The organism is Labilibaculum sp. K2S (assembly GCF_030372765.1).
Classification (GTDB): Bacteria; Bacteroidota; Bacteroidia; order Bacteroidales; family Marinifilaceae; genus Labilibaculum.
Window position 1 is genome coordinate 407,271 of record NZ_JAUCMW010000001.1, and the last position, 13,760, is coordinate 421,030.

9 protein-coding genes and 1 tRNA gene are annotated in these 13,760 nt (G+C 36.9%); 9 read left to right on the forward strand and 1 reads right to left on the reverse strand.

Annotated elements, in window-relative coordinates; all coding sequences use genetic code 11:
* Nucleotide 1: 1 nt before the first annotated feature.
* From QUH73_RS01550 to QUH73_RS01575, 6 genes are all read left to right on the forward strand, one after another.
* Nucleotides 2-1,510 (forward strand): RagB/SusD family nutrient uptake outer membrane protein, encoded by a 1,509-nt coding sequence (locus QUH73_RS01550; protein WP_289528710.1) that lies wholly within the window; start codon nt 2-4, stop codon nt 1,508-1,510.
* A gap of 114 nt (nt 1,511-1,624) precedes the next feature.
* The gene (locus QUH73_RS01555; protein ID WP_289528711.1) at nt 1,625-2,491 is read left to right on the forward strand and encodes a hypothetical protein; all 867 of its coding nucleotides are present in this window, start codon (nt 1,625-1,627) and stop codon (nt 2,489-2,491) included.
* 248 nt (nt 2,492-2,739) lie between these two features.
* The gene (bglX, locus tag QUH73_RS01560; RefSeq protein WP_289528712.1) at nt 2,740-4,983 is read left to right on the forward strand and encodes a beta-glucosidase BglX; all 2,244 of its coding nucleotides are present in this window, start codon (nt 2,740-2,742) and stop codon (nt 4,981-4,983) included.
* A gap of 316 nt (nt 4,984-5,299) precedes the next feature.
* A complete protein-coding gene (locus QUH73_RS01565; RefSeq protein WP_289528713.1) occupies nt 5,300-7,660 on the forward strand; it encodes a glycoside hydrolase family 3 C-terminal domain-containing protein in 2,361 nt (786 codons plus the stop codon).
* Between the two features lie 298 nt (nt 7,661-7,958).
* Nucleotides 7,959-8,420, forward strand: coding sequence for a DUF1456 family protein (locus tag QUH73_RS01570; protein WP_289528714.1), 462 nt, complete (start codon nt 7,959-7,961; stop codon nt 8,418-8,420).
* A gap of 1,101 nt (nt 8,421-9,521) precedes the next feature.
* A complete protein-coding gene (locus tag QUH73_RS01575; RefSeq protein WP_289528715.1) occupies nt 9,522-10,148 on the forward strand; it encodes a hypothetical protein in 627 nt (208 codons plus the stop codon).
* A gap of 109 nt (nt 10,149-10,257) precedes the next feature.
* On the opposite strand, the gene QUH73_RS01580 is transcribed toward QUH73_RS01575, so the two are convergent.
* Nucleotides 10,258-10,331 (reverse strand) — tRNA-Arg (locus QUH73_RS01580).
* A gap of 368 nt (nt 10,332-10,699) precedes the next feature.
* On the opposite strand from QUH73_RS01580, the gene QUH73_RS01585 reads away from it, so the two are divergent.
* From QUH73_RS01585 to QUH73_RS01595, 3 genes are all read left to right on the forward strand, one after another.
* On the forward strand, nt 10,700-11,578 hold the full coding sequence (locus QUH73_RS01585; RefSeq protein ID WP_289528716.1) for a helix-turn-helix domain-containing protein: 879 nt from the start codon (nt 10,700-10,702) through the stop codon (nt 11,576-11,578).
* A 120-nt stretch (nt 11,579-11,698) separates the two neighbouring features.
* Nucleotides 11,699-12,298, forward strand: coding sequence for a YceI family protein (locus tag QUH73_RS01590; protein ID WP_289528717.1), 600 nt, complete (start codon nt 11,699-11,701; stop codon nt 12,296-12,298).
* A gap of 173 nt (nt 12,299-12,471) precedes the next feature.
* Nucleotides 12,472-13,656 carry an alpha/beta hydrolase-fold protein gene (locus QUH73_RS01595; RefSeq protein WP_289528718.1) on the forward strand — a complete coding sequence of 395 codons (1,185 nt, stop codon included), beginning with the start codon at nt 12,472-12,474 and terminating at the stop codon, nt 13,654-13,656.
* Nucleotides 13,657-13,760 lie beyond the last annotated feature (104 nt).

The following is a 13,760-nucleotide window of genomic DNA, read 5'->3' on the forward strand; positions in this document are numbered from 1 at the left end:
AATGAAGAATAAATATATTTTAATTTGCAGCTTATTTTTTATCCTTTTGGGTTCTTGTAAAGAGGAGTTCCTTGAAGTAGATTCGGCAAGCAGCGTATTGATAGATGATTATTATACAACTGAGGATCGTATATTTGAAGCACTTGTTGCTGCTTATGATCCATTAGCCTGGACAGATTATGCCTGGGGACAATATACTCAACTTAACTTAGTGTCAGATGTAATGTCAGATGATGTTTTTGTTGGAGGAAATGACCAGGGTGACTTGCCTTTTCTGCATAAGATGTTTAATTACGAAGCGACACCGGAAATTGTTTGCAGCGATTTATGGACCACTTTTTATTCAGGAGTAAAGCGTGCTAACGCTGTTTTGGAATATATGGATGATGTACAGGATATTTCCGAATCAAACAAAGAACTTTACATTGCTGAAGCTAAAGTATTGCGGGCTTACTATTATATGTGGTTATGGAAACTTTGGGGTAATATTCCATATTATGAAACCAATCTCGATTTTCCGTATACAACAACTCAGTTAACTGCCGATGAAGTTTATGAAGGTATAGTCACAACATTAGAAGATGTGATTGCTAATGGAGGATTATCAATAAAAACTACTTCTGAAAATACAGGACGAGTGTCCTTGGCTATGACTTATATGGTATATACTGAAGTGGTGATGTATCAGAATGATGAAAGTCGCTATTCAACAGCTTTGGCTTACATGAATGAAATTATTGCAAGTCACCAGTATATCTTGAATGATGATTTTGCAGGAATTTGGGAAGAAAGTGGAGAATGGACTAAGGAATCTATATTTGAAGTGAACTATTTTAGTGTTAATGGAGGAAAAGATTGGGGGAGTGCCATCGGTGATGGGGGTACTGTTTATCCTAAATTGATTGGTATTAATAGTTTATCAGGAAGTGATGATTTTGATGGAGGTTGGGGATTTGAACCTGTCCGTCAGGAAGCATATGATTTGTACGAGGATAATGACCAACGTAAAAATGGTGGAATTTTAAATTTTGCAACTTATGCAGCTCAAACCGGAGCTACTTACGAAGGACGTTATCAGGACACAGGAAACTTTTTGAAAAAATACCTTCCAAGAGCTAACGGAAATGCCGGTTATGCGGGTTCTGCGGATATGAATTACAACAATAACCTTAGGGTTTATCGATATGCTGAAACACTACTTAACGCCGCTGAATTATTAGCACGTGGAGTATCAGGAACAGGAAGTGCTCAAACTTATTTAGATGAAGTCCGGGATAGGGCAGGTGTAGGTAGTATTACTGCTACTGTTGATAATATCATTAAGGAACGTCATCTTGAGTTTGTGGGTGAAGGTAAGCGCTATTGGGATTTGGTTCGTACCGGAATGGCAGCAACAGTACTTGCTCCAAACCAGTACAGAAAAAACACTTGGACAGAGAATAAAAAACATCTGCCTATTCCGCAGGCCGAGATGGATTCAGATAGCGGTTTAACTCAAAATCCTTATTAAAGAACAAAATATAATTATATGAAACGTCCATGCCAAAGTGATTTTGACACACAGGGGGATTGATTATTCCAGCATGGTAAGTTCCATATGGCAAACACACAAAATTATAATCATATGAAACGTATTGAAATAATATATATAGGATTATTCGTCTTGTTAACTTCTTTAGGAGTGGTTTCTTGTACTCAGGAAACATATGACGATCAGGAACCTGTTACAGAGCAAATGTTGGATGCCACATTTGCAATTGAGGAGCTGTCAGCTAACAATTTTCAAATTACAGCCAATAGCAGCGCGTATGTTATTAGCAATTACTGGGATTTAGGAGATGGAACAGGTTATGCAATGGGGAGTAATTCTTTTGAACTGTTTTTACCTGATGCAGGTGAATATGAAATTAAGCATAGAACAATTGGCGCTGGAGGTATTTACAGTGGTGAAGAATTGATTTCAGTAAATGTTGAAATATCCGATCCAATTTCTGGAAATTTAATCAGAGGAGGTAAGTTTACTTCTGAAGATGATATAGCAGAATGGACAATTGGTGGCACGGGTGCAGGTAACGGTACATGGAATTTTAATGACGGTAATGCTAATTTAACAACGCCCAGTTGGGGAGGTAATGGAATTTACCAAGCCATCCAGGTAGAAGAAGGGCGTAGTTATCAAATCGATATGTATATCAGTTCTGCTACAGGCTGTTCTGATACATGGTTCGAAGTATATTGTGGTTATAGCGATCCGGAAACTGTATCCGGCGATTACAATGAAGGAGGAAAATTATTGAGCATAAGTACGTGGGATGGAAGTGGAACAGCTCCGTTTGCAGGGAAATTTACTAATGTAGGAAGTTCAACCGAAACCAATGGGGTTTTTACCGCGGCTGCAACAGGAACAGTATATCTTGTTATAAGAGGTGGCGGTGGCGATATGAAGGAAGGAATTTCTATTGATAATGTGGAAATTCGTTCAGTTCAATAACACCTCTGCTAAGCTTGGGCTATATACTCATGGATTTAAATCCAGAAAAGTTCATTATTATAATAAATTAGAATAGTTTATGGGGCGTTGCATTCGGAAGGCATTGGAATTCTTTGTGCATCGCCCCTTTTTTAAGTTTGCCGTTGAAGGGACTGAGAAAGAAACTCTGGGCTAAACTAATTCAATTTTCATACAGGTGATGAAAGTTGATTCCGTTTGGGTTTTCAAGAATGATTAAAAATGAAAAAATGGTAAATAGATTTTACGTATTAGGGATATGTCTTTGCATTTTACAGTCTTGTGTATCTTCTTTATCTACGAATGATCAGAAGATTGAGAAACTTTTGTCGCAAATGACAATTGATGAAAAAATAGGACAGATGTGTCAGATCAATGGCTTTTCCGGACAAATTCCGGATAAGATAAAAGAAGAAATAAAGGCTGGAAATGTTGGCTCTATTTTGAACGAAGTTGACGTAAAAACAGTAAATAAAATTCAAAAAACAGCAATTGAAGAAAGTCGGTTGGGTATTCCTTTATTAATAGGTAGAGATGTTGTACATGGTTTTAAAACCATATTCCCAATTCCTTTGGGACAAGCGGCTACCTGGAATCCTGAAATAGTAAAAAAAGGGGCAGGTATTGCAGCACAAGAGGCTTCTTTAGCTGGTGTTAACTGGACATTTGCACCCATGATTGATATTGCCCGGGATTCACGATGGGGGAGAATTGCAGAAAGTTTTGGAGAAGACCCATACTTGGTTTCAAAAATGGCTGTTGCCTCTACCGAAGGTTTTCAGGGTACCAATGGTTCTTTTTTTTCAGATGGTAAAATAGCCGCTTGCGCAAAACACTTTGCCGGCTATGGTGCAGCAGAGGGAGGTCGCGATTATAATACAACACTTATTCCTGAAGGAGAATTGCGCGATGTTTATTTTAAACCATTTAAGGCGGCCAAGGATGCCGGGATTAGAACTTTTATGACTGGATTCAATGATTTGAATGGCGTTCCGGCTTCGGGAAATCAATTCTTGTTTCGTAAGGTGTTAAGAGAGGAGTGGCAATTTAATGGAATGGTGGTCAGCGACTGGGCGTCAATTCATGAATTGATCAGTCATGGTTTTTCTTCTGATGAAAAAGATGCAGCAAGAAAAGCTTTGATAGCAGGCGTTGATATGGAAATGGCTTCCACCTGTTACAAAAAGCATATTAAGGAGCTTTTGGATGAGGGGCTTATAAATATAGATTTAGTTGATGATGCAGTGAGAAATATACTGCGAATCAAAATTGAACTTGGATTATTTGAAAATCCATATGTTGATGAAAACGGACAGGGTGAAATTGGAGAAAAAGACATTGAAAAAGCAGCTCTGGAAGCGGCGGAACAGAGCATCGTTCTTTTAAAGAATAAAAATAAACTGTTGCCTCTTTCCACAAAAATAAATTCAGTTGCAGTTATTGGCCCGATGGCTCATGAAAAATACGAGCAATTGGGAACATGGAGTTTCGATGCCGACAGTTTGTTATCAATTACGCCGCTCGAAGGAATTAGGAACTTGCTGGGAGAAGCGAAGGTGAATTTTGCAAAAGGATTAAAATACACACGAGACAAAAATTCAGATGGTTTCAATCAGGCAATAAAGGCTGCAAAATCGTCTGATGTTGTTGTTGTATGCGTGGGCGAGGAAGCGATATTATCAGGAGAAGCTCATTGTCGGGCCAGACTTGATCTTCCTGGAATTCAAAAAGAACTGATACAGGAAATATCGGAAACAGGCAAACCAATAGTTCTGATTGTAATGGCAGGAAGAGCATTGAGTATAGGAGATGTATTCGAAAATGCAGATGCAGTGCTGTATGCCTGGCATCCGGGAACTATGGGAGGAACAGCATTGGCAAATATTTTGTTTGGAAAAGTATCACCTTCAGGTAAATTGCCGGTAACAATGCCAAAATCTGTTGGGCAGATTCCTATGCACTACAATCATAAAAATAGCGGACGACCTGTTGATCCCAATAACTGGCCTTCTATTGATAAAATTCCGGTTAAGGCCTATCAAACTTCATTGGGTAATACTTCTCACTACATGGATGATGGTTTTGAATCCTTATATCCCTTTGGTTTTGGATTATCATATACTGATTTTGAATATTCAGACTTAAGGATTGAAACACCGGTAATTGCAAGTACAGCAGAGTTGAAAGTATCCGTTTTGTTAAGCAATAAAGGCAAATGTACTGCCGAAGAAGTTGTGCAGGTTTACATCCGTGATCTGGTTGGAGATGTTACCAGACCGGTAAGAGAACTAAAAGCTTTCGATCGGGTGAAATTGAAGGCAGGAGAAGCTAAGAGAGTGAGTTTCACAATTCCGGCAAGCGAATTGTCATTTCATAATCAGCAAATGACGAATGTTGTTGAGCCCGGAAAATTTATGCTTTGGATTGGAGGAGATTCCAATGCTGATTTGGGTGCTGAGTTTGCAGTGAAATAGGAACTGTTTTAATTTTTATTGCACAATATATCCTTGTAATACCAATTTAATTTCAAAATCCTGCTTAAAATATCAGCTTGTCATGCTCTGACTATATACAAGCCGTTCTTGTCAGGGTATGACTTGATTCTATAAGCACTATTTTATAAGATCAATTTTGATGTTAATTTGGTATAATTAGTAAGGTTAAAATCAGTTTTTTCGTATCAAATGATTTTTAAATCAAGCTTTTATATTGATTGTTTAATTCGGATTTTAAATGTGGATAATGCTAATTATTTGTACCTTAAACCCTATAATTTGTAATTTATAAAACATGAAAAATTTACTATTGTTTTCCATCCTAATAGTATCAAGTATGGTATTGAAAGCACAGACTGAAAAATCAGACCTGGATGTCAATGACAAAATTAACCAACTGGTTTCTAAATTAACTCTAGAGGAGAAAGCAGCCCTTTGCTCCGGTCGCGATGACTGGAGTACACAGCCAATCGAACGCCTGAATATCCCATGGATTTGGGTAGCAGATGGTCCCCATGGTTTGCGTCGTGCACCGGCAACCAATAAGCCTGGTTACGGCGATCAGTTGCCGGCCACTTGCTTTCCAACTGCATCGGCACTTTCTGCAACATGGAATTTAGATATGGTTCATAAAGTTGGACAAGCCATAGGTGAAGAATGTCAGGCGCAAAATGTGAATGTAATTCTGGGGCCGGGTGTAAACATCAAACGATCAGTTTTGGGCGGAAGAAATTTTGAGTTCTTTTCTGAAGATCCAATTTTATCAGGCGAACTGGGAGCGGCCTATATCAACGGAGTTCAAAGCCAGGGCGTGGGAACATCATTAAAACATTATACTGCCAATAATGTCGAAACCATGCGCATGTACAACAACTCCAATATGGACAATCGTACCCTGCACGAAATCTACCTCACTCCATTCGAAATAGCGGTTAAAAAGGCACAGCCATGGACAATTATGGCCTGTTACAATCGGGTTCAGGGTGTTTACGGCACTCAAAGTCCGTATTTGTTAACCGATATGCTTAAAAAGGAATGGGGATTTAAAGGCATTGTTATTTCAGACTGGTTTGCAGTGGTTAACCGGGTTGAAGCAATGAAAGCAGGCATGCACATCGAAATGCCCGGAGTCAGTGGTGTAAATGATTCTCTCGCAGTGGAAGCGGTTAAAAATGGAGATTTGGATATTGCTGTTGTTGATGGATTGGTAAAAGAGATCCTAACAATTGTATTCAAAGCAAAAGCTCTCGAAAAGGAAGGTGCTGAACTCAATGCCGAAAAGCATCACGCTTATGCACGGCAGGTTGCTTCCGAAGCCATAACACTTTTGAAGAACAAAAATCAGATATTACCTGTAACAAAAGAGAAGTACAAGCGTGTAGCTATTATTGGAGAATTTGCCACAGCTCCCCGTTATCAGGGAAACGGAAGTTCTGAAGTAAAACCGACCAAACTCGATAAAGCCTTAGACATCATCAAAAAAGAATATGGCAAGAACATAAAAATAAGCTATGCGCAAGGCTATAAATTGTCTGATGATAATGATACGTCGCTAATAGATGAAGCCAAAAAAGCAGCTGCCGATGCCGATATTGCTTTGGTATTTGCAGGTTTACCCTTGCAGTACGAATCGGAAGGAATTGACCGAACCCATATTAATATGCCTGTATCTCATAACAAATTAATTAGTGAGATTGCGAAAGTTCAGAAAAACACGGTTGCCGTACTTACCAACGGAAGCGCAGTTACCATGCCATGGATAAATGAAGTGGACGGTATTTTGGAAACCTGGTTAGGCGGACAGGCAGGAGCAGGTGCTGTTGCTGATGTTTTGTTTGGGAAAATAAATCCATCGGGTAAGCTGGCCGAAACATTTCCTGTGAAATTGGAAGACACACCTTCATTTTTAAATTTTCCGGGTGAGCAAGGCGAAGTCCTTTACGGGGAGCGTATTTTTGTTGGCTATCGTTACTACGATGAAAAGAAAATTGAACCTCTCTTTCCTTTTGGATTTGGATTGTCTTATACAACTTTTGAATACAGTAATCTTAAACTATCGGCTAAAAACACGACCGATAAAGAAGGAGTAAGCGCAACAGTAAGGGTTAAAAATACAGGTGATGTAAAAGGGAAAGAAATTGTGCAATTGTATGTTACCGATAATGAAAGTACACTATTGCGCCCTAAAAAAGAGTTGAAGAAGTTCGCGAAAATTGAGTTAGAGCCGGGAGAAGAAAAAGAAGTGACTTTTAAATTGGAAGCTCGTGATTTTTCCTACTACGATGGAAAAAGAGAGATGTGGATTGCTGAAAGTGGCGAATTTACAATTTCTGCAGGAGCATCATCACGCGATATCAGATTATCTGAAGTTGTTGCTTTGCAATCGACACAGCAAGTTCCTTTGGCTTTCGACGAATACACATTTTTTAGCGAATACTGGAAAAACAAGCAAACCCGTGCATTGCTAATGGAATTAGTTCCAAATTGGATCAAAGGCTTCACAGGAGAAGGAAAATCAGGTTACAATGCAGATTTTCCAGGTTTTATGGTCGATCATCCAATGATAAAATATCCTTACATAACCAATGGCGAAATATCTCATGCTCAGGTAATGGAACTGGTTGAGAAATGCAAGGCCTTCACTTATAATCCATAATAAGTATCACAAATATGTAGACCAGAGGAATTTCCACTGGCAGAAACAAGGACTTAAATAGTTTTTGCATACCGAAGGAAATAGAAGTAATCCCTTCATTCATTTTGGTAAAGATCATCTCGAAAGAGGTGATCTTTTTTATTTCTTCTTGTTTCTTTTGGTAAGCACTTATTGTTTTGTAGTTTCGGGAACCCGAATAGAATAAGAGTTGATTAGCGCGACTGCCACGCAATTAGCGAGGGAGTTAGATTAGGAAAATGAAAATTATGAATGAAGTGATAATTAAATAAAAGACAATATGACCAATAATGATATATTAAGACGTGTTCGTTACGTGTTTGACTTTAGTGATCTCAAAATGATTGAACTTTTTAAATTAGCCAATTACGATATCAGTAAAGCGGATTTGGATGGCTGGTTTAAAAAAGATGATGACCCTTTATTAATAGAAATCACAGATAAAGAACTGGCCACTTTCCTCAACGGATTAATCATTGAAAAACGCGGAAAAAGAGAAGGTCCTCTACCAGAGCCAGAAGATCCTTTAAGTAATAATATGATTCTTCGGAAACTAAAAATTGCATTGGATCTGAAATCAGATGACATCTTAGATATGCTTGCCTTAATAGATAAAAAAATAAGCAAACATGAATTGAGTGCTTTTTTCCGTAATCCAGATCATAAACACTATCGAGATTTTTTGGATCAGTACCTAAGATATTTTTTGAATGCATTGCAAAAGAAATACAAGAATAAGTAAGGCAAACATTCTGTAGAACAGAAGTAATAATTTGAAAAATCACACAAACACGACGTCTTACAATTTCCCGTGCTCCTGCAGATTTGTAATCTGCAGGTTTTGAGTTGAGGATTTTCAATCCTCTATTTACAGCTTAGGCGATTACTAACATGCTTTATGAACGAAGAGAATAAATCGCCAACTAATTAACCCTATATTATAAATCTGGGCTAGCGGTAAGAGTTGAATACAATTTCAATTGTAGGATATAATAAAAGTAGAAGATATAATACTTCGAGTAGTGGTATATATACTAGGTTAAAGCCAAATCTAATTGCTGCTTATTAAAGAGCAAAAGCTTTAGGGCAATATGATCCTGAAAATCCACAGCAAGCAAAAGCAGAAATCTATCGTTTGTTTGAAATTCTTAATATAGAACCGTAATAAAATAGGAAAGACAAAAGGCTGAGCCCCCGCTCAGCCTTTTTCTTCCCCTAAACTGAGTATTTCCCCACCAATTCAAGTTACAATCCTCCAAAGCCCTCCAAAATCCCATAAAAGCACAATATACCCTCACAATAGCAGCATAAAATCCATAAAAGAAGAGGAGAGGAGCTAAAACGCTCAGGGAAACCTCAGCCAACTTCAATAAAATCAGAGTCGGGTGAGGGGAACACATCCAAACCGTGGGGAAATTGAACATAAGCGACAGAAAGTCAGTAAAAAGTGCGGGGAAATACTAAAAAGCTGGGGGAATCATCAAAAAGTGACAGAAAGTCGTAAAAAATGAATTCTAAATCGAAGCAGAATTTCCAAAGTGTGAAATATATCATAAAAATTTTATTGAGCAGTTTTTGCTTTTCAGACTTGAGAATAATAATTTCATTATGGCAAATAAAAAAAAGAGCATTTAAAAAGTAATGTTATGAAACATTCATGATTCAATAATTATTAACTCATACTCGGGAATGATTATTTACTCATGGAAAGTTCCATCGAACCAAAAATAAAAAAATACAAACATATGAAACGCCCATGCCAAAGTGATTTTGACACACAGGGGGATAATATATTCCAGCATGGTAAGTTCCATATGGCAACTAAAAAATAAATTATAATCATATGAAAGAAAGTTATTTAAAAGAACTGGAAAAAGGACGACTATTGGTTTATGGTATTTCGGCTGATGAATCAATTAAGCAATGCATACAGCCAATCTATTCCGAAGAGCGTATTGAATTGGGAAAGTCGCTTTATACAAAAACCAAAAAAGCTTTCGAGCTTCAAAATATCGAAGGTATTGAATCCAGTCAGGCAACTCGGGAATTCAACGGGTTTTACACGATGCTTCGCGATAAGCTGATTCGTATTCGTAAGGTGGGTCGGTATTTTTTTAAAAATGATCTTGAATTATCAACCCTCTTGCGTTTAAATAAGGAAGTGCCACCGGCATATCCCGAGTGGAAATCTTTAGCTGATGATACTGTAAGAGCAATTATTACACATGAAGCTATTCAGGAAAAACTGACACTGGCTAGTTTAACGCCCGAGGCAATTACAGAGGTGCAGGCAGACTTGGTCAAACTGGATGACTTAAAGCTGAAGGCTGAAAAAGAGGATGGAGAAGCGCAGCAAGCCACCGCTCAAAAACAAGAGTACTATGTTGAATTTATGGCCTATTGCTCCGATTTGCGTGCTTGCCTCGATTTGTTTTACGAGGGTAGCGAGCGTCAGAAATTAGAAGCTTAATAATTCTGAAATGCCACTTGATAATTCGGGTGGCATTTTTTGGTTCAAGCGAAAAATTTGGGCAATTAGCCCATAAAAAAAACTCATCAATTTCTTGATGAGTTTTCCGTGAACGCGGAGGGATTCGAACCCCCAACCTCTACGGCCGTAACGTAGTGCACTATCCAGTTATGCTACGCATCCATTATTTCTTAATTACCCTGCAAATATAGGGGTTTTAGACTGATTCCTCCAAATATTTTGGTGTTTTTTTAAAGTCAAAAACGATTGATTTTGCTAAGAACTTTACAGGTAGGATTTTACAATAGGAGAATTTTTACTGCAACAAGCTGAGGAGCCTTATCTCTGGGTAGATTTAGCTTGGAATATATGAATGTTGGGGAAGTTTAACAAGCGATTAACAAGTAAAAGATATAATGATCTGGAATTATTTGTATAATTTTACTAGAATACAAAAAAGATCAGATGAAATGTCCATGTGAAAAGAATTACAGTTAGAATGATTGTAATTTGGGAGTTGCATATGGCAAAAGCACACAATATATAATCATATGAACAGAGAACCTTCAGAATTATTTGAGGACGTTGAAGAATCCAAAGCATTATTTCACATTCATAAACTTCAGAACATGTGTAATGAAGTAAGAAAGCAGAATGGAGATGATCATATGCATAATTTCTACACCATTACATGGATTAAGGAAGGAGAAGCAATACATGCCACCAAATATGTTGAGTACACATTGCGAAAAAATTCGATTCTTTTTGTGCCGCCGGGTCTAATGCATCGTTTTATTAGTAATGCCCATTGCACAGGTTATTCCATAACCTTTAACGAAGCATTTTTTGCTGTTAAAGAGAATGGTGAAGACTCAGTTTCCGATTCAACATTGTTTAGTAACCCCGATTTTCGATCAATTATTACTTTGGATGAAAAGCAGCAAATTGTTTTTAAGGGAATTACAGAATTGATGGAAAAAGAATTTGAGAATGACGATCGATACCGTCACGAGATGTTATTGCAGCAATTGAAGTTGTTTTTATTGGAATCAAGAAGAATTTACGAAGAGCAGCACGATTTGGGTGTGAGTTTAGACGAAGAGCATCCGGGTTCGGTCATCATTAAATTTAAACAGCTGATAGATAATAATTACAAAGAACTAAAAAATGTTTCTTCTTATGCGGATATGCTTAATTTGAGAGCAACCTGTTTAAATGAGATTACGAAGAAAACAACCGGTATTACGGCAGGAGAACTAATCCGAAACAGAGTGATAAAAGAAGCAAAGAAAATGCTTTATGGCTCTGATTTGAATACAAAGGAAATAGCTTATAATTTGGGTTTTAATGATCCGGCTTATTTTAGTCGCTTCTTTAAAAAATATACAAGCCAAACATTGAGCGATTATCGAAGTTTGATTAGAAAATAATCCAACAATAAAGAGAATTTGTCCATTTACGAATGAACAATCATCTGCTAACTTTGTATTTGTAAAGTTCTTACAGAGATTTTAAAACGAATAAAAGAAATTTAATTAATATTTGAAGTTATGAAGAGATTAGGTTTAGTAATGATAGTGGTTCTTGTTGTCAGTGTTGTTTCGACTCCAGGCACAGCTTTTGCAAAAAAAGACAATTTAAAATTGAATGCTGAAAACAGTAAAATTGAATGGTTGGGCAAAAAAGTGACAGGAGAACATTCCGGAACCATTAAAGTAAAGAGTGGAAGTTTGGTACTTGACGAAGGTGAACTTGTTAAAGGAAGTTTTGTTGTTGATATGACAAGTATTGCGAATACAGACCTGGAGGATGCCGATTACAAAGCAAAATTGGAAGGTCATTTAAAATCAGACGATTTTTTTGGTGTGGAGAAATTTCCTGAATCAAAATTTGAGATTACCAATGCCGAGAAAATGGAAGATGGTAATTACAAGGTAAAAGGAAATATCACAATCAAAGGAATTACTGAACCCATTGAATTTATGGTGAATTTACACAAACATGATGCGACTGTACATGTAAGTGGAAAAATGACTATCGATAGAACCAAGTTCAACGTGCGTTACGGATCGGGTTCTTTTTTCGATAATTTGGGTGACAAGACAATTTACGATGATTTTGAATTAAATTTAGATCTATATTTAGAGTAAAGATTTATTTTTTAGAAGCATAAGCCGGAATATTCTTATTTCGGCTTTTTTATGATTAGTTTCGAAGTGCAATATGAACAATAGATGGAGAGCTCTGTAAATACTTCTAAATCTTTGATTTTATTATAAATAATCGTAATTTGTTCATGCTTTAAATCTAAACCAATGTTATTATGATGCGAATTTTGTTTTCAGCTTTATTTGCCTTACTGATCTGCTCGAATACTTCAGCTGAAGTAAACTTAAAAAATTTGCATAGCTCCCGTGTTTATTCGAAAGTACTTAAAGAATACCGCGATGTAAAAGTATTGCTTCCCAACGAATATAATGACACATATTATAAGTACCCAACAATCTATTTGTTGGATGCCGAAACGAACTTTGATATGGGAATCGAAGTTCTAAGTTTTCTCATGGATAATCATTTTATTCCTCCTCATATTGTTGTAGGTCTTCCTAATACCGATCGCTTTCGCGATATGACACCTGTGGATTCTATCATGAATAAAAATATTTACCGAACCCGGGGAGGAGCCGATAATTTTATTAAAGCACTCGAGGTGGATGTGTTTCCATTCATAGCTGATAATTTTAGAGCGAGTACTCAGCGATTAGTCATGGGCCATAGCTATAGTGGTCTTTTTGTTGTATATGCATTTTCTACACGACCCGATTTATTTGATAAATATTTGGCTTTTAGTCCGATTCTTTGGTGGAATAATAAGGCAATAGTTAACGATATTGACCAATTTTTAAGCAACAATTCATCCATTAGAAAGCAACTGTTTATTTCATTTGCCGAAGAAGCTACGGAGATGTTAAAATCCTGTAAATCTTTAATTCTATCCTTAGAAACAAAAGCACCATCTGATCTCAAATGGAATTATGCATGGATGCCCGACGAAAGTCATTACACACTCTATCGTAAAAGTTTAATGCAGGGCATGGAAACTATTTTCGCAGAGTACAAATATCCTGATGTACAGGTTTTAGTTGAAAAAGGCGTTGAGGTTGCTGAAACTTATCAACGAAAAGTATTGTTGAGTTATGGCAGAAATGAAAAATTGCCCTATTCTCTGCTTGAGAGTGTTTGTATTCAGCTTAAAGATGCTGAACGATATAATGACGCAATGGCTTTTTTAAAATATTCTATTTCCAATTATCCTGAAAGAGCAGAGGCATTTTATTACGTAGGCGAGATTTACGAAAAAGTTAACCAACCTAAGGAAGCAGTAAAGTTTTATGAGATTGCACACAACAAAGACAAAGGAAGATGGGATTATGAGAATAAATTTCTTGCGATGCAGAAATTACTGATTGAGCTTGAAAATAAAACTCAAAATAATATAGATTTATAATGTAAAACAAGGTGAAGTATTAAATATTAATTCCTTTAAATTTATTTACCCTCAAACACAATTACTTTTATTCTAGTCCGTTACACACTATAACAGTAGTGATG

Coding starts and splice junctions, on each gene's coding strand:
- QUH73_RS01550 (WP_289528710.1), top strand. CDS start 2: ATGAAGAATAAATATATTTTAATTTGCAGCTTATTTTTTATCCTTTTG.
- QUH73_RS01555 (WP_289528711.1), top strand. CDS start 1,625: ATGAAACGTATTGAAATAATATATATAGGATTATTCGTCTTGTTAACT.
- bglX (WP_289528712.1), top strand. CDS start 2,740: ATGGTAAATAGATTTTACGTATTAGGGATATGTCTTTGCATTTTACAG.
- QUH73_RS01565 (WP_289528713.1), top strand. CDS start 5,300: ATGAAAAATTTACTATTGTTTTCCATCCTAATAGTATCAAGTATGGTA.
- QUH73_RS01570 (WP_289528714.1), top strand. CDS start 7,959: ATGACCAATAATGATATATTAAGACGTGTTCGTTACGTGTTTGACTTT.
- QUH73_RS01575 (WP_289528715.1), top strand. CDS start 9,522: ATGAAAGAAAGTTATTTAAAAGAACTGGAAAAAGGACGACTATTGGTT.
- QUH73_RS01585 (WP_289528716.1), top strand. CDS start 10,700: ATGAACAGAGAACCTTCAGAATTATTTGAGGACGTTGAAGAATCCAAA.
- QUH73_RS01590 (WP_289528717.1), top strand. CDS start 11,699: ATGAAGAGATTAGGTTTAGTAATGATAGTGGTTCTTGTTGTCAGTGTT.
- QUH73_RS01595 (WP_289528718.1), top strand. CDS start 12,472: ATGATGCGAATTTTGTTTTCAGCTTTATTTGCCTTACTGATCTGCTCG.